This window comes from Foetidibacter luteolus (genome assembly GCF_009650435.1).
Taxonomy (GTDB): domain Bacteria; phylum Bacteroidota; class Bacteroidia; order Chitinophagales; family Chitinophagaceae; genus Foetidibacter; species Foetidibacter luteolus.
Genome location: NZ_VVIP01000035.1, coordinates 131,104 through 151,859 on the forward strand (window position 1 = coordinate 131,104; position 20,756 = coordinate 151,859).

Annotated in this window: 17 protein-coding genes; 8 read left to right on the forward strand and 9 right to left on the reverse strand. The window is 43.6% G+C overall.

The window, feature by feature from the left end; all coding sequences use genetic code 11:
* Positions 1-148 precede the first annotated feature (148 nt).
* Positions 149-808 (forward strand): ribosome biogenesis GTP-binding protein YihA/YsxC, encoded by a 660-nt coding sequence (gene yihA / locus F0364_RS09985; RefSeq protein ID WP_153797633.1) that lies wholly within the window; start codon positions 149-151, stop codon positions 806-808.
* Positions 805-2,484, forward strand: coding sequence for an RNA-binding domain-containing protein (locus F0364_RS09990; protein ID WP_153797634.1), 1,680 nt, complete (start codon positions 805-807; stop codon positions 2,482-2,484). The genes yihA and F0364_RS09990 overlap by 4 nt, the downstream gene beginning before the upstream one ends.
* A 72-nt stretch (positions 2,485-2,556) precedes the next feature.
* Here the strand turns inward: F0364_RS09990 and F0364_RS09995 are convergent, their stop codons facing one another.
* On the reverse strand, positions 2,557-3,030 hold the full coding sequence (locus tag F0364_RS09995; protein ID WP_153797635.1) for a lipocalin-like domain-containing protein: 474 nt from the start codon (positions 3,028-3,030) through the stop codon (positions 2,557-2,559).
* A 255-nt stretch (positions 3,031-3,285) separates the two neighbouring features.
* On the opposite strand from F0364_RS09995, the gene F0364_RS10000 reads away from it, so the two are divergent.
* Positions 3,286-3,711, forward strand: a complete 426-nt coding sequence (locus F0364_RS10000) for an SRPBCC family protein (protein WP_153797636.1) — start codon at positions 3,286-3,288, stop codon at positions 3,709-3,711.
* Positions 3,712-3,836: 125 nt separating this feature from the next.
* Here the strand turns inward: F0364_RS10000 and F0364_RS10005 are convergent, their stop codons facing one another.
* The 8 genes from F0364_RS10005 to F0364_RS10040 form a co-directional block, all read right to left on the reverse strand.
* Positions 3,837-3,992: a hypothetical protein gene (locus F0364_RS10005; RefSeq protein WP_153797637.1), complete on the reverse strand. Its 156-nt coding sequence runs from the start codon at positions 3,990-3,992 to the stop codon at positions 3,837-3,839.
* A 79-nt stretch (positions 3,993-4,071) separates the two neighbouring features.
* A complete protein-coding gene (locus F0364_RS10010) occupies positions 4,072-4,524 on the reverse strand; it encodes a DUF6934 family protein (RefSeq protein WP_153797638.1) in 453 nt (150 codons plus the stop codon).
* 59 nt (positions 4,525-4,583) lie between these two features.
* Positions 4,584-6,419 carry an AAA domain-containing protein gene (locus F0364_RS10015; RefSeq protein ID WP_153797639.1) on the reverse strand — a complete coding sequence of 612 codons (1,836 nt, stop codon included), beginning with the start codon at positions 6,417-6,419 and terminating at the stop codon, positions 4,584-4,586.
* 41 nt (positions 6,420-6,460) lie between these two features.
* Complete coding sequence (locus F0364_RS10020; RefSeq protein WP_153797640.1) at positions 6,461-7,171, reverse strand: DUF92 domain-containing protein; 711 nt, start codon at positions 7,169-7,171, stop codon at positions 6,461-6,463.
* A gap of 915 nt (positions 7,172-8,086) precedes the next feature.
* Positions 8,087-9,571, reverse strand: a complete 1,485-nt coding sequence (locus F0364_RS10025; RefSeq protein ID WP_153797641.1) for a S8 family serine peptidase — start codon at positions 9,569-9,571, stop codon at positions 8,087-8,089.
* A 304-nt stretch (positions 9,572-9,875) separates the two neighbouring features.
* Complete coding sequence (gene acs, locus F0364_RS10030) at positions 9,876-11,801, reverse strand: acetate--CoA ligase (RefSeq protein WP_153797642.1); 1,926 nt, start codon at positions 11,799-11,801, stop codon at positions 9,876-9,878.
* 233 nt (positions 11,802-12,034) lie between these two features.
* The gene (locus tag F0364_RS10035; RefSeq protein WP_153797643.1) at positions 12,035-12,886 is read right to left on the reverse strand and encodes a hypothetical protein; all 852 of its coding nucleotides are present in this window, start codon (positions 12,884-12,886) and stop codon (positions 12,035-12,037) included.
* Between the two features lie 81 nt (positions 12,887-12,967).
* The gene (locus F0364_RS10040) at positions 12,968-13,363 is read right to left on the reverse strand and encodes a hypothetical protein (RefSeq protein WP_153797644.1); all 396 of its coding nucleotides are present in this window, start codon (positions 13,361-13,363) and stop codon (positions 12,968-12,970) included.
* A gap of 249 nt (positions 13,364-13,612) precedes the next feature.
* Here F0364_RS10040 and F0364_RS10045 point away from each other — a divergent pair, with 249 nt between their 5' ends.
* From F0364_RS10045 to F0364_RS10065, 5 genes are all read left to right on the forward strand, one after another.
* The gene (locus F0364_RS10045) at positions 13,613-13,813 is read left to right on the forward strand and encodes a hypothetical protein (RefSeq protein ID WP_153797645.1); all 201 of its coding nucleotides are present in this window, start codon (positions 13,613-13,615) and stop codon (positions 13,811-13,813) included.
* Positions 13,814-13,941: 128 nt separating this feature from the next.
* Positions 13,942-14,811: a hypothetical protein gene (locus F0364_RS10050; protein WP_153797646.1), complete on the forward strand. Its 870-nt coding sequence runs from the start codon at positions 13,942-13,944 to the stop codon at positions 14,809-14,811.
* A gap of 386 nt (positions 14,812-15,197) precedes the next feature.
* The gene (locus F0364_RS10055) at positions 15,198-17,549 is read left to right on the forward strand and encodes a S9 family peptidase (RefSeq protein ID WP_153797647.1); all 2,352 of its coding nucleotides are present in this window, start codon (positions 15,198-15,200) and stop codon (positions 17,547-17,549) included.
* Positions 17,550-18,466: 917 nt separating this feature from the next.
* Entirely contained in the window at positions 18,467-19,297 is an 831-nt protein-coding gene (gene kduI / locus F0364_RS10060; RefSeq protein WP_153797648.1) for a 5-dehydro-4-deoxy-D-glucuronate isomerase, read from the forward strand.
* Between the two features lie 31 nt (positions 19,298-19,328).
* Positions 19,329-20,594 (forward strand): DUF4861 family protein, encoded by a 1,266-nt coding sequence (locus F0364_RS10065; RefSeq protein ID WP_153797649.1) that lies wholly within the window; start codon positions 19,329-19,331, stop codon positions 20,592-20,594.
* The last annotated feature ends 162 nt before the right edge of the window (positions 20,595-20,756 follow it).

The window sequence follows — 20,756 nt, forward strand, 5'->3', positions numbered from 1 at the left end:
TCTGCCGCCTTTGGCGCCAGAAACTTTGCAGCAGCATCCACCACACTGCCCGGTGCTTTTTGCAAGCTATGTAGCAGTGTTCAGCCGGGCTTTATTTTGGCAGCAGTTCCGGCTGCTGTTTTCTCATAACCATTATTGCCTGCACGCCATGCAAATAAAAAAAGCCACCTATCTTATTTCCAGTCCTTCGGTTGATAAATGCCCGAAGTCAGACAGGCCTGAGTATGCTTTTATCGGCCGCAGCAACGTAGGCAAGTCTTCGCTCATCAACATGCTGGTAAACCAAAAAGGGCTTGCCAAAACATCTGCCAATCCCGGCAAAACGCAGTTGATAAACCATTACGATATCCTCTCAGCCACAGCAGTACCGGGCAAAAAAGAATCACTTTCACAATGGTATCTTGTTGACTTGCCGGGCTATGGCTATGCCAAAATTTCTCAATCGCAAAGAAAACAGTGGGAAAAGATGATTGAAGATTACCTGCGCAAAAGAACCAGCCTACTAAATGTATTTGTATTGATTGACAGCCGCCATGCCCCGCAAAAAATTGATATTGAATTTGTAAACAGCATGGGGCAATGGCAAATTCCCTTTACGCTTGTATTTACCAAGGCAGATAAAGAAAAACCCGGCGTAGTGCAACGCAATGTAAAAGCTTTTATTGATGCCCTTAGGGAAACATGGCAGTTTTTACCTCAGCAGTTTATTACCAGTGCAGAGAAAAAAACCGGTAAAGAGGAAATACTGGGTTTTATAGAAAAATGCAATGGCGATGCGTATGAAAATATCGAACTAAAAAAATCATGACCCAGCATCAGCTTGTCCAAAAATTAAAAATGCTCCGTTCGCTACCCGCAGAAACGGAAACTGTTGAATTTAAAGAAGCTAAAAATGACTTTCATTTTGATAAACTTGGCAAATACTTTTCTGCGCTAAGCAATGAAGCAAACTTGAAATCAACAACAGAAGCATGGTTAGTTTTTGGTATTGAAAACTTACATAAAAGCATAGTCGGTACAAACTATCGCAACCAAAACAGGGCTTCATTAGACCGCTTAAAAGGCGAGATAGCCAGCAAGACTTCAAACCGCATTACGTTTTTGGAAATATATGAGTTGAATCTGCCGGAAGGTAGGGTTTTGCTGTTTCAAATACCTCCCGCACCCAAGGGAATCCCTATTGCCTGGGATGGGCATTATTATGGCCGCGACGGAGAAGAGCTTTCTCCCTTAAACCTTGAGGAAATAGAAAGAATAAGAAAACAAGCATCAAGAGTGGACTGGAGTGCAGAGATTTGCAGGGAAGCAACAATTAGTGATCTTGACGAAAAAGCTATTTTATTAGCAAAAGAAAACTACAAAGTAAAAAATCCACGCCTTGCAACAGAAATTGACAGTTGGGATACTTCAACCTTTCTAAACAAGGCAAAAATTACAATAGGAAATCGAATTACCAACTCTGCTATTATCTTATTAGGCAAGCCTGAAGCAGAGCATTTTTTATCTCCCGCACATGCGCGGATTACATGGATTTTAAAAGACAAGGACAATTTTGAAAAGGATTACCAGCACTTTAGCTGTCCTTTCATACTCGCAATTGACCAGGTATACTTAAAGATACGCAATCTTAAATATAGATATATTAAGGATGAGACTTTGTTTCCGGAAGAAGTAGACCAGTATGACCCATTTACCATCAGGGAAGCATTAAGTAATTGTATTGCGCACCAGGACTATTCGTTAGGCGGCAGAATTAATGTTGTGGAACAGGAAGACGGCTATTTGACATTTTCGAACTTGGGCGCATTTTTGCCTGGCTCAATTGAAACTGTAATAGAAAGTAATGAACCGCCGGAGTATTACCGCAACGGATTTTTGGTTAATTCCATGGTAAGCTTAAACATGATTGATACAGTTGGAAGTGGCATAAAAAGAATGTTCAAGCTTCAAAGCAAAAAATTCTTTCCGATGCCAGATTATGATATTGGCGAAGCCAAAGTAAAAGCAACCCTTACAGGTAAAATCCTTGATACAGATTTTGCCAAGGTTTTAGCTACAAACCCAGGCCTTAAACTTTCAGAAATCCTGATGCTCGATAAAGTACAAAAGAAAAAAGAGTTATCAGATTTTGAAATTGCCCATCTGAGGGAAAGAGGCTTCATTGAAGGTAGAAAACCAAACTTTCATATCTCTTTTTCGATAGCCCAGGGAGCAGGGCAAAAAGCTGATTATATAAAAAACCGTGGGCTAAAGGATCAACACTATAAAGATCTCATACTTGAATTTATTGACAAATATGGCGCTGCTACGAAAAGTGATATTGATGAGTTAATAATTGATATTCTTCCGAACGTATTAAGCCTTCCCCAAAAACAAAACAAGGTTAGAAACCTGGTGTATTCTATGTCAAAAAGGGATAGAACAATCAATAATCAGGGTACTCAAAGAAAACCAATTTGGAAAAGGATAAAAAGTCATAGTTAACCATATTTTAGACAGACTTTAGTTAATTGTTAGACAGACTTTAGTTGATTTTTAGATAGACTTTTACCTAAATTATTCATTTTCAACGGCTTTCAACCTTACATACTTCTCAATATTTATCCTGTCCACACCGGCGCTTTCAATCTTCTCTACGCCGCTTTGCACAAGGGTGTCGCCTTTTATGGAAATGGTAAAATGAAAATCATTCCCCTCCCACTGCCTGTCGCTGCAATATTCCAAATGCTCGGTATAAGTACTGTCCTTTAACTCATATTTACCGCCCCCTGCAGAAAAAGTGGCACCGGAATCTTTACCCTTAGCCAGGTCGTGCAGCATGAATGCGAAGTGCGTATCATTGATAATCTTGATAAACGACAGCTTTTGAGTGTAATCAGTAACGGTGGTGTCGCCTTTTTCAATCAGTGTTCCAGACAGCAGCTTCCAAGTTCCTTCCAAGGGTGCTCTTTCGGGCATTGCATGTTCAGTGGTATGTTGGCCGCAGGACGCAAAAAACATCAAGGCCAGAAGAAAAGTGGCTAATTTCATATAGCAGGTTTTAATGCATGCAAACATCCTGTAAAATTTGGTTGCCTGTTATTTTATTTTCACCTTTCTTATTGTTTCGCCTGTTTATTTAAATGCCGGCCAACATACATATCGCAAAACACGTATTCCAAAAGTGCATACCTGCAAACGGTAAATGACGCAAAAGGTTGCATGCTTGTCGCATTCACACAGCATTTTACCCGGCTTTACAATGGAAGTTTGTACTACAAACAAGAAAATTTAAACTTAATCAAAATGGAAACACAGCAAACAACAGTTATTACGGTAGAAAATACAGTTAATGCCCCGGTAGAGAAAGTTTGGGAGTTCTGGACAAAACCGGAACACATTACTAAGTGGAACAACGCCTCGGATGACTGGCATACCCCACGGGCTGAAAATGATCTGCGTGCCGGTGGTTCTTTCAGCGCAAGGATGGAAGCAAAGGATGGCAGCTTTGGTTTTGATTTTGGTGGCGTTTACGATGAAGTAAGAACAAATGAATATATCGAATACACCCTGGGCGACGGCCGCAAAGTGCAGATAACATTTACAGACCTGGGCGGCAGTACAAAAGTTACCGAGAGCTTCGATGCAGAAGGCACCCATTCCGTAGAAATGCAGCGTGGCGGCTGGCAGGCCATACTGGATAATTTTAAGAAGTACACAGAGGCGAACTAATCTGGTTATAAAAAAAGAGGCTGTCCCATGTCTTGGGACAGCCTCTTTTTATTTCTGATAATGTATGCCTAATTAAGCAAAGCAACCCTTTAATTCATTCTCTACCTTGTCAATATTCGAACCAGCTATTTAGGCACTCCTACTCTGGCTATCAAAGCTTTTGCAGATTTTGCCTTCTTTACAAAGAAGGGATGCTGTTCATAGTTTGGAACATTCTCATCAATTACAGCATCTGTTTTCTTCAAGGCTTTGGCCTTAATTTTATTCTTGATTACGTTCATAAAGTGAAATTAAAAAATTCTATTCGAATCGAATGAAAATTTGCAAACTGCTGACAAACGGGAATTCTTTTTCAACTTTCTATTTCATATCCAGCTTTCGCCTGGCGAGAAACGCCTCATAATTTGTATTCTTCTTAAAACTTTCCCAACAATCATTCTTTAACCCAAAGACTTGAATAACACGGGAAATTTCCTGAAAATATTTGCTTATTCCAATTTGGTAACGCCTTACTCTTGCGGGTGTAGAACCCTCAACAACAACTATCGCATTAGGATAAACCTTTAAAAAATCATGAATAATGCTGGCGACAGTAGCCAGTACTTTTTCAGTATCGTCGTTATTGGTCACTATGGTGTCATTAATGCAATTATGTTCTCCATCAAAATCACCAAATCCAAAATTGTAAATATTTTTACTCAATTCAGAAAAACGTGCGATTTTTTTCACAATCCCCTTTGGGCCAATACTGTCAAATTCAAAGTCTAAAAACGATTGATTAGTAATGTATGGGTACTTATTAAGGTTTAACATGGATTTTGTAAATCTATGAACTATACAGAATTTCCTTTCATTTTTATATTCAGCCAGCCTTACATCTCAAATTCCCATACCGTCCTGTAGTTACCGTGCTGCTCTACATATGTAAGAAATGAGTGGTAGAAACTGTCAGCGCCAACGGTTGCGCTGTCACCAATTACAATCAATTGCTCTTTAGCCCTGGTGATAGCAACATTCATACGGCGGTAATCTTTCAGAAAACCTATATCACCATCCTCATTGCTGCGCACCAGGGATACGATAATGTTTTCTTTTTCCTGCCCCTGGAAACTGTCAATGGTACTGATACGTATTTCGGCCGGCAGCAATTCTTTTGCCGCTGCCGCCTGCCCTGCATACGGCGAGATAAAAGCTGTTTCCAATAAATTAAAAGGCTCTGTTTGCAGCAGCAACTGCACAATGCGTAGCTCACCTTCATTTTGCAGGCTCGTGCCATCACTGCCATGTGCTTCATTATATCCGGACCCTGCCGTATCCACAAACGTAATATGCGTTCCCTTATTTACCAGGCTGGCTGCGGTTTGCAAAAGGCCGTTGTAAAAGTAATTGCTGCTAAAACCAGCAATGGCCGGCTTCATACGGTATTGCGTATTCAACAAATGCACGTTGGCGCAATGTGCTATTGCCACTTCTAAAACAGAGCGGTTAAAGCCAAGCCGTGCCGCTTCAAAACTTAATACGGTAGGTGGCAGTTGCCAATGGTCGCCGGCAAGCACAATCTTTTGCGCCAGTGGAAAAATACACCAGGCCAAAGGCTCTATACATTGCCCGGCTTCATCCATCACCAGGGTTTTAAAATTCATTTTCCCAATACCGGCATCGTACAGGCCAATGGGGGTTCCCGCAATTACTTCCGCTTCGGCAAAAAGTTTCTCTTCGTGGTAAGCCTGCAATTGTTTTATCTCGTTACGAATACTTTTTACTTCTTTCAGCAGCAGGTTGCGCTGCTCACGCTCGTCTTTGCCAAAATTGCGCTTGTATTTCAACGCCATACGGCGGAATTCCTCAGCTCTTATTTTTAGCTGCTTTATCTCTTTCTGTGCTTTGCTGTTGTTCAGCCTGCCTTCCGGTGTGTGGGCAAAAATGGTTTCATCCACCTTACTGCTGTTGCCCACACGCAGCAACTTAATACCCTGCTTAATTAATCCCCTTGCAATGTTATCAACGGCCGTATTGCTGGGGGCAGCTATAAGCAACTTCTCCCCGGCATTAACCAGTAGTACAACCGCCTCAACAAGAGTGGTTGTTTTACCCGTACCCGGCGGACCATGTACAATGGTTAACTGCTCGTTTGCCATTATAGCCAGTACTGCCTTTTGCTGGCTTTCATTTAAATTCCTGTTGCTGAAAGTAATGGAACCCTGCGTTTGCAAATGAGCCTTGTTACCATGCAAATTATCACCCTCATTATGCAGGCTTTCAAAAAGTTGAAAAAGCGGCTTGTTTTTCTCCAGCTCATTCAACGCTTTTTTCATAATGCCGGTAGTGCGTGTATCCGGGGAAAGTTTAATGCCAACGCCATTTTCCTCTATCCAGTCAGGAAAATCAGGAGCGAATAACCTGAATTCACCGGCCCGGCCATCCATGCTCATCAATACGCCCTTTACGGGTTCTTCGCCCTGCATAAAACACTCAATGGCGGAGCCATCTTTAAACAGGCTTGCTTCCGGCGGAAAACCCAGTTTAAAGCTTATTTCAGGATAATCCGCATAGCCAAAACCCTTACGGGTTACTATAATGGGGTGCAAGGCCAGCCCCTCTGCTTTAAGTTGTTTAAGGGTATGCTGCTGGTCTAAGCTGTAACGCTGTACCTGCTCTTTTTCTTCAAGGTTAATGCATTGCAAAAGTGTTTGAATATGTGGATGCATGGTGGTAAGATAGTTATTAGTAACAAACACGCAAGGCCAGGTTAAAGGTTATCCAGCGCCCATGCCAGCAAACCCGCAACGGCGGTATTTAAAAAGTTAACGGCATCATTGCCCAGGCAGCGCCTGCGCTCCAATGTTGCGCCCAATAAAGAATCAAAGAGGTTGCCAACGGTACCTGCAAATACAATAATGAATAGTTTTCCACTAATGCCATAACCGGCCGCGTACACCAATGCTATAATTATGCTGCCCGCTATACCCAGCAGGGTACCCTCTGCGCTGATAACGCCATCCAGCCCGCGGTTATCTTTTTGCCAGGTAATTATGTTGTAAAACTTTTTGCCATACACATTGCCCAGTTCAGATGATAAGGTATCGGCCGTGGCAGATGCAAACGCCGCGGCTATAACCAGTGCAGCAGTGGCGCTGTATTGTGGTTGCAACCATGCCACAGCCCCGGCAAGGGCTGCAAAACCGGCATTGGCCATAACCTGCGATGCTTTTCTTTTTCCTTTGTTGTTTTCTGCCAATCCGAGCGCCTGCTTCCGCTTTAGCTTCCACGACGTGGCAAGCGTACCCAGCAGGAAAAATGTTGTCATTACCGCAAAACCGGTAGCCCCGGCGCCTTTAAAAATAACCCAGCCCAGTAAGGCGCCGGTTAACCCGGCAGGTAATGTTAGCCTGCCCGTAAGCACACTAAACAATAAGCCCGCAATGATGATGAATAAGATAACCCACCCGGTTAAAGTCATGCAGCAAAAGTAACCCTAAGCACCTGAATTCGTTAATGCAGTAAAAGTTGAAGAAAGTAGCCCAGGAGTAAGCAGTAAAGAACATAATGGCATTATCATACCCGCATCCCACATAAAAAGTACTTCGTTATTTACATCGTACATCCCATATTAAACATCTAACATAAGCAGGCACTTCGTACTTCAAGCTTCGTACTTGCTTTTTGCGGGTGTCCCTCGTACCTCGGGCCGGGCAGAACTACGTTCGCAAACTTCGTCAAAGCAACATTTAGTTGCTTTTCCTCGGTTGTGCTATTACTCCGGCACAGAGCCCACGCTGCGATGGCCTCACCGGGGTAACCGCTTCAATCCCTCACCCGAAAGCCGGTTACCGGTTACCAGTTGCAGGTTACCAGTCTGTTGATGGGTAAATGGCAGATGAAATTTTGGGTTGATGAAATGCAGGAGGATATACAATGTAGGATTAGGGCAAAGTTTTCTATGTTCCGGAGGAAAATTTTGTGCCCATCTCCGCAGAAAAGCACAAAACGTTCCCCTGAACCGCAGGAGGAATATCCTGCAATGTTCTAACCATAAAGTGTTCCGCAGGAACATAGGTTGTTCAAAGCATTTATTCCAGCTAATTCTATATTCAATAATATTGTTGAAAGGCACATTGAAGTTGCGAATATGTGAGACTGCGGGCCCGCAAGCCAACACAGCCGCTAACATTGAACGTTGAACAAAAGAACATTGAACAACCAAACCTACCCTGCGGGAAAAGCTGCGTAGCGAATCCAACCGTACAAGTGAGTGACACAACGAAGCCTCATAGCAGCACCACTGTTTGTACCATAAAAATGCGCAGCATTTTTGCAAAGCAAAAACGCCCTGCTGCCAAGAGGCGCAGGGCGTTTTTACAATGATAAACCAGGCTTAATAGGTAACTGCCTTGCCGGCATTAACCTGTCCGTAGCCAAAGAATGGGTCTTTGCCGCGGGCCCCAAGGTCTTTGGCAGATAAACCCAATATTAAATCTACAACCACGGGCGAAACCCGGCCTCCGTATTTTCCACTTATTAAGGCTGCAACGGCACTTGCATGGGGCGCCGCCATACTGGTACCGGAAGACCATGTGTAATAATAGAATCCGCCTTCGTAATAACCTGTACTTAAAATATAACCGAAGTACTCGGCAAAGCCAAGGTAACCGTATACATCTACTATGGTAGCGTCGAATGGTTCGTTGGGGTTGTAGTTACCGCCGGGGGCGCCAAAGGCCACCACTGTTTTACCATAGTTGGTAAATGCAGACGGGCGGAACAATGTAGTATCCTGGTTATAAGCCCAGCCCCATGGCCCGTTGGATGCGATGGCCAGTACGCCAACCGCTTGTGCAGGATAGTAGTTAAACTCTTTTAGTTTATCAAGGTCAACACCATCGTTACCTGCCGCGGCAATTAATACAGAGCCACGCAGTTTAGCATAAAGTGTTGCCCTGTTAATGGCTTTAATAAGGTCTTTAATGTCTTTGGTAAACTCTATCACATAGTCGTCAGACGGATCGTTGGGCGTACCATTGTCATCAATAAATGTTTTCACGGGCAGGTAACCGCCAAGGCTCATATTAATTACGTTGGCGCCGCGGTTAGCCCCATACAAAATACCATTGATGATGGACGCGTAAGAACCAAAACCATTATCGCCCAATACTTTTACCAGCAGCAGTTTTGCCTCGGGGGCCACGCCTACTACACCAAAGCCATCCGCCGCCGCGGCAATGGTGCCGGCTACATGGGTACCGTGGCTAAAGCCTTCTCCCGCAAACTGGGCAGCCTCGCCATCAACAAAGCTTTTAGCGCCAATTACAGCGGGCGCAATTTCGGGGTCGTTTAAAAAGAAACCGCCATCCAATACAGCCACAAGCGCTTTTTTACCCTTGTATCCCTTGTTCCATGCGGGTTGTACATTGACTGACTTTAAACCCCACTGCAGCACACTTAATGGATCTGTAATAGCCTTGGCATTAGGCTGTGCGCTGCTGCGCTCTACCTTGTATTTAGATACCTGCACTTTTTCAGGCAGGCGCATATTGAGGGTTACATTTACCACAACGGATTCAACGCCTTCAATCTTCCTGGCTTTCTCGGGAAAAGAAGGGTCTGGCGTAACTACATTGATTAGGCTAAGCTCTTCCAGCGATTCTTTTATCTTAAACTTTTTAGCGCCTATAGCCGCAAGCCTACTGCCTATGGCTTTTAAATCGCTGCCTTCTTTGGCAATTACGATAAAACTGCGGTCTTCTTTTTTAACCAGCACACCGGGTGGCGGTGCATCAAAATTGCTGATGTCTTTTTTACAGGAATAAATAAAAGCGGCACAGCAAAAGCCAGCAACTGCGTAGAGTAATCTTTTGGTCATGATTCCAAGATTTAGTGTTTACAACGTTAATAAATGCGTAAAGGGAAATATATTATTGGGGTTACTGCGGACACCACACTCCTGCACGAGTGAAGTTGTATTATTTAGTTATATGCTAAAACAGCCAGCAATCAAGGGCATTGGATAATGTTCTATAAAGATTACAAAAGGAATTGAAAATGTCAAGCATTTGTTAAAGAAATATTTTATTCATTTTACTGTTTGCACACACAACAGCCTTAAAACACGAAGCCCATAACAACATGTTTGCTATGGGCTTTGCGATAAATAAAAATTGAAAATACTATACTTTTCCGCTTTTAATGTCATCCACTACACCGGGGTCCAGTAAAGTGGAAGTATCCCCTAAATTTTCTGTTTCCCCCTCTGCTATTTTGCGCAGTATACGGCGCATTATTTTACCACTTCTTGTTTTTGGAAGCCCCTTTACAAACTGTATTTTATCCGGTTTGGCTATGGGGCCAATAATGCGGGTTACTGTTTGCAGAATGTCTTTTCTTATCAGGCTTTCATCGCCATGCGTGGTTTGGCTGATTACATAAGCGTAAATGCCCTGTCCTTTAATTTCATGCGGGTAGCCTACCACAGCGCTTTCTACAACGCCTGCATGCATGTTAATGGCATTCTCTACTTCGGCGGTTCCGATGCGGTGGCCGCTAACATTCAGTACATCATCCACACGGCCGGTAATGCGGTAGTTGCCATCTTTATCTTTAAGGGCGCCATCACCGGTAAAATAAAGGTTAGGATAAGTGCTGAAGTAGTTTTTGCGGCAACGCTCATGATCGCCGTAAGTGGTGCGTATGGTAGCCGGCCACGGGGCCTGTATGCAAAGATTGCCTTTAAATACACCGTCTTCATCTGCTTCTGTAATCTCTTTGCCATTTTCATCTACCAGCAGCGGCTGTACACCCGGCAATGGCAAGGTAGCCCAGCCCGGCCTGGAAGGTGTAATACCGGCCATATTAGAGATAAGCATACCTCCTGTTTCTGTTTGCCACCAGGTATCAACAATAGGGCACTTCTTTTTACCCACATGTTCATCATACCAATGCCAGGCTTCTTCGTTAATGGGCTCGCCAACAGTGCCCAGTACTTTTAACGAGCTCAACTTTTTGCCCTGCAACGGCCCCAGGCCAAAACCCATCAGGCTGCGTATGGCAGTGGGGGCTGTATAAAGAATGTTCACTTTGTATTTGTCTACAATTTCCCAAAAGCGGCCGGCATCGGGCCAGGTGGGCACCCCTTCAAACATAAGTGTGGTAGCGCCGGCGCTTAAAGGGCCATAAACAATGTAGCTGTGGCCGGTAATCCAGCCAATATCAGCCGTACAAAAATGTATATCGCCGGGCTTGTATTGAAATACGTTTACAAAAGTGTAGTTGGTATAAATCATATAACCGGCACAGGCATGCACCACACCCTTGGGTTTACCGGTTGAGCCCGATGTATATAGTATAAACAGCGGGTCTTCTGCATCCATCTCTTCGGCGGGGCAGGTAGTCATGCCCAGTGTTTCTATTTTTTTAATCTCATCTTCCCACCACACATCGCGGCCTTTTATCATGCTTACCGGTGTGCGGGTGCGGGTGCACACTATTACACGTTTTACAAAGCGGCAACCTATTAAAGCATCGTCAATAACAGACTTCAGGGGAATATCTTTCTGACCGCGAAAAGCGCCATCGCAGGTAACAATGTATTCGGCATTAGCGTCAATCAAACGGTCTGCAATGCTTTGTGCGGAGAAACCGCCGAATATCACTGAGTGTATAGCCCCAATTCTTGCACAGGCTAATACGGCAATAGCCAGTTCAGGTATCATTCCCATGTAAATACAAACACGGTCGCCTTTTTTAACACCGTTATTCTTCAGCACATTGGCAAACTGGCAAACCTTGTAGTGTAAATCCTTGTACGTTAATACACGGTGGTGTTCGGCCGGGTCGTTAGGCTCCCAGATAATGGCCGGCCTGTTGGCCAGTGTATCCAGGTGCCTGTCCAGGCAGTTTTCCGTTATGTTCAGCCTTGCTCCTTTAAACCATTCAACTTTGGGCTCGGTAAAATTCCATTCCAGCACGCTGTCCCATTTGCGCCGCCAGAAAAAATGGCTGGCAATATCGCCCCAGAAATTATCGGGCGTTTCCACACTTTGTTTGTAAGCTTCATGGTACGCTTCCAACGATTTGATTTGGTAAGGATAAGACATAGCAACGTTTTAAATTTAAGAGGGGCTAATGTACGATGTGGCAGGTTAAACGTCAAAAAAAGGATTGCATGCCACGTGTTGCCTGGGCAGTTGCCCGGCCCTATTCAGGAGAATTTTTATGTGCCCGGCTGCAGGAACTGCTATGAGGCTTTGCTTGCGTCGCACTCTTGTACGGTTGGATTCGCTGCGCGGCTTTTTCCACAGGGTAGTGAATCACATTCTGCAAATTGTATCTATCTGTACGTATACTCGAACTTCCAATTCCAGCTATATGATTTGCCGCTACAATCAATACCAGTAGTTTCAATTTCCGATACCAGGCCGTTACTTAGGTACTTGAACTTTTGCGAAGGGCCATAGGTGCGAACGGTTTTAGCTAACCTTCCTGAATCATTGTAGTAGTAACATACCGATCCGCCGTTTGGACACAATAGATTGACAGTATTGTTTTGATTTCTTGGAATACTCTCCTCTTCTTTAACAAGATACCCCTGCTCACTATAAATAAAAATCCTATGGGATATGGTTTCACCTATGGAATCCTGTGCACCCTGATACAGCTTTTCAATCACTTTATACAATTTTCCAGTTATGTCGTAATTAATATGAATTTCCAATGCCTTAAAATGATTAGTACCGTAAAAAGTCCGTGCAAGCAATTTTCCTTCTTTGGAATAATCCCAATGCTGGCACCAGCCACCTGAACTTATCGAATCCCTGATACGACGGCCATTTTCATAGAATATATAAGACACACTTGGCGAGAATTTTCCCGATTTCTGAATTTCCGTTACCGATACCAGGCTACTTTTAGTCAAGCCATAATTAAATGTCATTGTTTGAAGAGATGAATCATTAAGACTTAGCACACTTTTCTCCACTCGTCCGCATGTATCGAAATAGGTAATTGTGTTGCCCTTCCTGCATGCGGCAACTCTATTATTTTTGATAAGATCTATATCATAATTGACGCTAAAAAAAGATGTATAGTTATCTATAAGAGGGTCTTGTAAATCTGGGAGATACTGGCAAAATATATTGTTTATACTGGTTAATAAGCAAATAATTAGTACGGATAATTTCATGCAAATAATTAAAAATTAATGGAATTTAATCCATAGAATTGAAAAGACAAGAACTTTATTACAAGGCTGAAGCATTTCTCCTCAATTCTTCAACCGGTTGTATTTTGACTTCCCATCTTCAGATTCAATAATCAATGCATCATTTTCAAAATACACTTTACCCGTATAAATAAAACCTGGGTAGTCTATAACTATAGAATCGCCCTTTAAACTATATCTATGTGATTCAAAGTGCTCAACATAATAAATTGAGTCTGCATTAATTTCTATGGTAAGGGGCTCTTTATTCCTGCTTTCCCAAAATCCATACAATTCTTTATAGTCAGTTAAAGGTTTATGGATAATTTTCTCTCTATGCTGCAATGTATCCAGAAGCGGATGCTTCAATGTGTCTTTCAACATGGAATAGCTATTATCCGGCTCACCAGTATTACAGCTTATTGCTACAATGAGTGTTAATGATAAAAAAAGTCTCATCACCGCAATTTAGAGAGATATCTGTTTATCTCCACCGTTCATCCTTATAGCTCAGGAGAACATACAGTTATAGTTTCTGCTTTTTGCATAGACATTCCAGGCTTAATCTGTTCGCTTTGCGGCAAGGTGCAACAGGTTACAACAGTTCCATGTTCTTTTGTTCAAAGTTTAATGTTAGCGGCCGCGTCTTCAAAATTTCTTTCTTAAAAATCCGCTTGGCAAGAAACGTGAGTAACGTGTACCGCAAGTATGCCCTCCTTAATTCTTCATTCCTTGTTTCTTGTTCAATATTCTCCGTTACCCTGGTGCGTGTCTTCACCCACCAGTTTTCCCGGGGCTGAAAACCCGCCCAAACAACCAGCCGATGAACGGATTGCCAGCCATAGTGGTTATTTCATTTTTGGCGCCGGCGGCGGTAATGCGTTACAAACCCCGCCTATTATGAAATAAAACCGCTTAAATGGATATCAGATATAACCAAAACCTGCTGTTTGCCGACTTACTATGTTGTTTATAGAGTTGTGCTTATCAGCGCAAACCTTGTTTTTTAGTTTTGATAACGAATAAAATTCAAGGGTATGAAACTGATAAAAACAATCTCAGCAATGGCTATATGCCTGCTTTGTTTTGCAGCTTGCAAAAAAGAAGGCACCGCCACAAAGCCTGGCACACCCAAGCATGCCAATACGCCAACTTGTGCTTATTCAGGCAAAGCAAAATATACAGGTGTTGATTTAGGCCAATACATCACATTTATGGATTTGAGCAGCAGTACAACTGCCGGAAAAAAATACTTCACCATCAAATTAAAATATGTTGGGGTAAAAGATTCGTTTGAAGTAGTAACCCCTCCGCAAAGCATTGACAGCCTTGCTGCAGGATTTCCTGCTGAAATAACGGAGTACCCCGGGTTTGGTTCAGTAAATCAATGGACAAACCCACAATACAGGCTAATTACAAATGGTGGCAACAGCTACTATCAAGATACCATTGTAAGAAACCCACAGAGCAATTATTATTTTCTATATCAAAACTATTTATCCGGGGGGCTGAAAGGTGAGTGGCCCCAAAGCAATTTTGACAACTACAGGGAGCCCTTGGGTATAAATGGGCAGGTAAGAATGCATTTCAGGACCATATTTTACTTTAACAAGGGCATTTGTTTTGACGCAAATAATACTGAAAATGGCATTAATACAAAAAATATCAGCAATTACTTTATTGGCGCACCCAATATATATGAATGGGAAAACGTGGATGCCGCCATACAAATACTTAGTTCTGGTATCCAGAATAATTTTTACTTCTTCGATTTTAAAAACTGGCGGTATTTTAAATGGGAGCAATTTAATAGCCCCATATTAAATAATTCATTGGGAACTTCTTTTAGCGGTTACGAAAGTTTAGATACATTCTGTAAATGGCCCGATGGCTGGGGCAAAAAATAAGCAAATGATGTTACAAGCTGCGCAGCAGGGTGTAACAGGAGCAAATTGTTCATTGTTCTTTTGCTCAAGGTTCAATGTTGGTGGCTGCGCCTTCAAAATTCCTTTCTTAAAATCCGCTTGGCATTTACACTGGGTAATGTGTAACAAGTAAGACACATCATTCCATCTTCTTTGTTCCTTGTTCGATGTTCCCTACCCGGGTCTGAAAAGCCGCCCAATGAACAGAACGATAAAAGGATTGCGACGCAACGATGATGCCATGAAAATCTGTCGCTGGTACCATAAATATCCATGATGTGAGAGATTATATTTCACTCCAAAAAAATTCCGCGCTGTGTATAATTTAAGTACTTCATACTTAGTTTTATGGCTTAATTAAATTTTTGATGAAATACCTGCTGGCTTTACTGTTGCTCTGGCAATTTGCAAATGCGCAAACGCTTACTGTTGACAATATCATGCGTGACCCTAAATGGATAGGAAGCTCACCTTCTAATGTTTACTGGTCGGCCGACAGCAAAACCATTTTCTTTCAGTGGAACCCGTTGCAGAAAACAGCCGACTCCACTTATGGCTTTACCCTCAACAGCAAAGAGCCGGTAGCTATTACTTACAACAATGCGCTGCTGGCAAACGCCATTAACAACGGGGTGTACAACAAAAAGTTTTCGCAACTGGCATACATTTATAAAGGCGATGTTTACCTGCTGGATATTAAGCTAAACCATACCACACGTATTACACAAACAGCGGCAGCGGAAAGCAGCCCGGCATTTGTAATAAACGACGAATGGGTGGCTTATGAAGTAGACGATGACTTTTATGCATGGAACATAGCCACTGGCATTACACGCCAGCTAACCGCCTTTACCAAAGGCAGCGCCAAAACAAAAAAAGACAGCCTGGAAGCCCAGCAACAGGAACTAAAAACAGAACAGCTTAGCCTGTTTGATGTGCTGAAAGAGCGCAGGAAAAAACGTGAAGAGCGTGACAGTATTTTAAAACGCAGTAAGGATGCCGATACATTACACCTGCTGTACACCGGTGATAAAACATTACAGAACACGGCAATTAGCCCCGACGCCCGTTTTGTAACCTACCGGTTATTTAAAGCCGCTGACGATGTAAAACATACCGCTGTGCCTGACTATGTAACAGAAACCGGCTTTACTACAGATATACCTGGCCGCACCAAGGTGGGCGCCCAGCAAGGCAAGTACGAATTCTACCTGTTTGACAGGCTGAAGGATACCGTAATACAGGTTGCGCTTGACTCGCTGCCCGGCATAACAGACCAGCCGGATTATGTTAAAGATTATCCTGCCAAATATAAAGATGCTAAACCAAAAGCACGGCCCGTTATTGTAAGCGGCCCCTATTGGAACGAGGATGGCACTGCGGCCATTATAGACATACGCTCCCTGGACAACAAAGACCGCTGGCTGATGCAATTGCTGCCAACCGGCAAACTAAAGCTGGTTGACCGCCAGCGTGACGAAGCCTGGATTGCCGGGCCTGGCATTGGCTGGGGCTTTGGCGGGGGCGCCAACGGATGGATAGATGCCAACCGTTTTTATTTTCAAAGCGAAGCTACCGGCTATTCTCACTTATATGTGTACAACATTGCAACCGGTAATAAACAACAGTTAACCTATGGCAATTATGAAGTGCAACAGGTACGGTTAAGCCGCGACAAAAAAATGTTTTACCTGCTTACAAATGAAACACATCCGGGCAAACAGCACTATTATCGTATAAGAACAGATGGCACAGGCAAAGAGCAGTTAACTTCTTTGGAAGGCGGTTATGAGGTAAGCCTGTCGCCGGATGAAAAATATATAGCTTACCGCTATTCATATATCAACAAACCATGGGAGCTGTATGTGCAGGAAAATGCACCGCAAAAAAAACCGCAGCAGGTTACTGCCAAAGGCATGAGCGACGAGTTTAAGGCATACCCCTGGCGGCAAACAAAAATATTCACTATAGCAGCCAGGGATGGCAAGTCTATATATGCACGTTTGTATGAGCCCGCCGAAGGCAAAAAGAACGGCGCCGCTGTAATTTTTGTACATGGTGCCGGTTACCTGCAAAATGTGCATTACTGGTTTAGCAGTTATTTTAGGGAGTATATGTTTAACAACCTGCTGGCTGATAAGGGTTACACTGTGCTGGACATAGATTACCGGGCCAGCAGCGGCTATGGCCGCGACTGGCGTACAGGTATTTACCGTTACATGGGCGGTAAAGACCTGGACGATGAAGTAGATGCCGCCCGCTACCTGGTAAAAGACATGGGCATTGATGCCGGCCGCATTGGCATATACGGAGGTAGTTATGGTGGGTTTATGACATTGATGGGCTTGTTTACACAGCCCACTGTGTTTAAAGCCGGTGCTGCTTTGCGGCCTGTTACAGACTGGGCGCATTACAACCACGGCTATACTTCCAACATTTTAAATGAACCGTTTAAAGATAGCATTGCTTACCACAGGTCATCCCCTATCAATTTTGCGGCGGGGCTTCAGAACCATTTGCTCATTTGCCATGGTATGGTTGATGTAAATGTGCATTTCCAGGATGTGGTAAGGCTTAGCCAGCGGTTAATTGAGCTGAAAAAAAGCAATTGGGAACTGGCCGTTTATCCCGTGGAAGACCATGGATTTGTAGAGCCCAGTAGCTGGGCAGACGAATATAAACGCATCCTGAAATTATTTGATACCCAGTTGTTGAAGTAGCCGGTGTGCCTCCTGTGCAGGCCTGCATGCTATAACTTACATTTTCTCACATGGCTTACCTGGCTATAAACACCCCCATAGCAACCACGCATATCCATATAAACCGCCCCTGGAGCAGGCCTGCGTGCTGTAACTTACATTTTCTCACATGGCTTACCTGGTTATAAACACCCCCATAGCAAACAGGCATAGCCATAAACTGTGTCTTGAGCAAGCTTGCATACTATAGCTTACATTTTCTCACATGGCTTACATGATTATAAACAACCCCCATAGCAACCAGGCATAGCCATAAACTGTGTCTTGAGCAAGCCTGCATACTATAGCTTACATTTTCTCACATGGCTTACATGGTTATAAACACCCCCCATAGCAACCAGGCATAACCATATAGACTGCCCCTAAGTAGGCCTGCATGCTGTAACTTACATTTTCTCACATGGCTTACATGGTTATAAACACCCCCCATAGCAACCAGGCATAGCCATATAAACTGCCCCTGAGCAAGCCTGCATACTATAGCTTACATTTTCTCGCATGACTTACATGGTTATAAACACCCCCAAAGCAACCAGGCATAACCATATAAGCTGCCCCTGAGCAGGCCTGCGTGCTGTAACTTACATTTTCTCACATGGCTTACATGGTTAAACAAAATAAGCCTTAACACCAGCAAAGCACTACAACGTTTTCGTAAAAATATGGCGATGCGTTTTTCAATTTTCCCCCGCAAACAATGTACTCTTGCCCAGGTAAAGCGGTTACAATAACAATACAGTACATGGTCGTTACATGAAACTTTTCGGTTGTATAGGATTACAGGGCGCCTTTGTTCGTCAAAGGTTTACGTCACAAATACAGCGGTGTAGCCATGTATAAATGGTAAAATGGCCCAGGGCCGGTAAAAATAAAAAAACATGGAAATAAGATTTGAGCATAGCCCCAAAGAAGTAAGCCGGATGGATACCGAAGAACTTCGCTCTTCCTTTCTTACCGGCAACCTGATGAATGATGATGCGGTAACACTTGTGTATACCCATTACGACAGGGTTATTATGGGCGGGGCAAAACCAGTTAGTAAAACCCTTTCATTGGAGGCACACCCTGAATTGAAAGCAGGCTATTTCCTTGAACGGCGGGAACTGGGTGTCATTAACGTTGGCGGTAAAGGCAGTATTACTGTGGATGGGCAAACCTATACCTTAAACAAGCTTGACTGCATATATGTGGGCAAGGGCTGCCGGGAAGTAACTTTCCGCAGTGAAAACCCCGCTGACCCTGCATTGTTCTATTTGCTGTCGGCGCCTGCTCACCAGGTTTATCCCGTACAGTTTTTAGCAGGCCACCAGGCCAATCCTACGCAAATGGGCAGCCGTCAAACAGCCAACGAGAGAACTATTTACAAATATATTTATGCGGATGGCTTACAAAGTTGCCAGTTGGTAATGGGCCTTACCATTTTAAAGGAAGGCAGTGTATGGAATACTATGCCCGCCCACACACATACACGCCGCATGGAAGCCTATTTTTATTTTGATGTACCAGCCGGACAACGGGTAGTGCATTTTATGGGCAAGCCAGATGAAACAAGGCACCTGGTGGTAGCGGGTAACCAGGGTATCATTTCTCCGCCATGGTCTATACATTCCGGTTGCGGCACCAGCAATTATTCTTTTATATGGGGCATGGCCGGTGAAAACTATACTTATACGGATATGGATGCCGTAGCCATAGAAGACCTGCGTTAACACGCATTTGTCAACACAAAACTTTAACGCCATGTGTCCGTTGTCTAAGTTATTCTCCAGCACGATAGCTGTCTTACTGCTTATTACCTGCCAGGCGCAGCAAGTGGCTTTAATCATCAGCAACCCTGCGGATACTGAAAGAACAGACGAATTAATTATCCTGAAAAGGGCCGAGGTTGAAGCACGGCTGGGCAAGATTGCGGAAGGCCGGTTTCTTACCGTAAAAGACAGAAATGGCAAAAATTACACGCTTCAACTGGATGATCTTGATGGCGACGGCCATTGGGACGAAGCTGTTTTTCTTTTAAACATTAAAGCTTTAGAAACCCTTAACCTACAGCTTGAAGTAAACAGCAAAGCCGAAACCCAGGTACAACGGGCCCATGTACGCCTGAAAAAGAAAAATGCGGACGACAGTTTTGGCCCGGACATTTTAAAGGAAACAATGCCTCCGCAAAACCCGCCTACTGATTTTTCCAAAACAGCCTTACCCATGTATTTAACTGAAGGCCCCGGCTGGGAAAACGACAAGATTGCCTTTCGCCAATACTTCGATACCCGCAATACAAAAGATATTTATGGTAAGCTGCAGCCGGGTATGGTAATGGATAAAGTAGGTACCAAAAATTTCGGTAATTATCACCAGCTTGCAGCCTGGGGCATGGATTTGCTGAAGGTGGGTAAATCTCTTGGGGCAGGCTCCGTGGCAATAGCCACGAAAAATGCTGATGGTAACGATACGTTAATCCGCCTGGGTGGTAACAACATTCAAAAACAGGAGTATGAACGGGTGGCGGATGGGCCTGTAAGGGCGATATTCAGGATACATTACCAATGGCAGGTTAATGATAACCCTGTTGAAATAATCGAGGAAAACAGTATCTGTGGTGGCCAGTATTTTTATCAGTCAACATATACCATTAAAGGCATCGCCGCAGGCAGCAGCCTTGTTGCAGGTATTGCCAACTTTTACAATAACACGCCGGGCAATTTTTATAAAGATGGTGCCGCGGTTTTGTATTCTTATGGGCTTCAGTCAGAAAACAAAGATAGCATGGGGCTTGCGCTGATAACCAGCCGCAATGCAACAACCGGGTTTGGAAAAGCTCCCGATGCCGCCAGCGATATACTTAACAGCTACCTGCTATACATGCCAATAACGCAGCAACCGTTAACCTTCAGGTTTTATGCTTGCTGGCAAAAAGCAGGTGCCCGCTTTTCATCCATGCAATTTTTTACACAATACCTGCAAAGCGAAGTTGCCGGGCTAAATACACCGTTGCGGCTAAACTGGTAACCGCTATTCTCAACAAATGAAAATATTTAAACGGAGAGGCCTATAAGCTTATTTGCATGCCGGTAAAAACAGGCATGCAAAAGCCCTGTTGTTTTTAAGCCTCAGGTTTAGCGCAACGCCATGTAATGTTGAAAATTCAGGATCACCTAATTGTTAAAAACC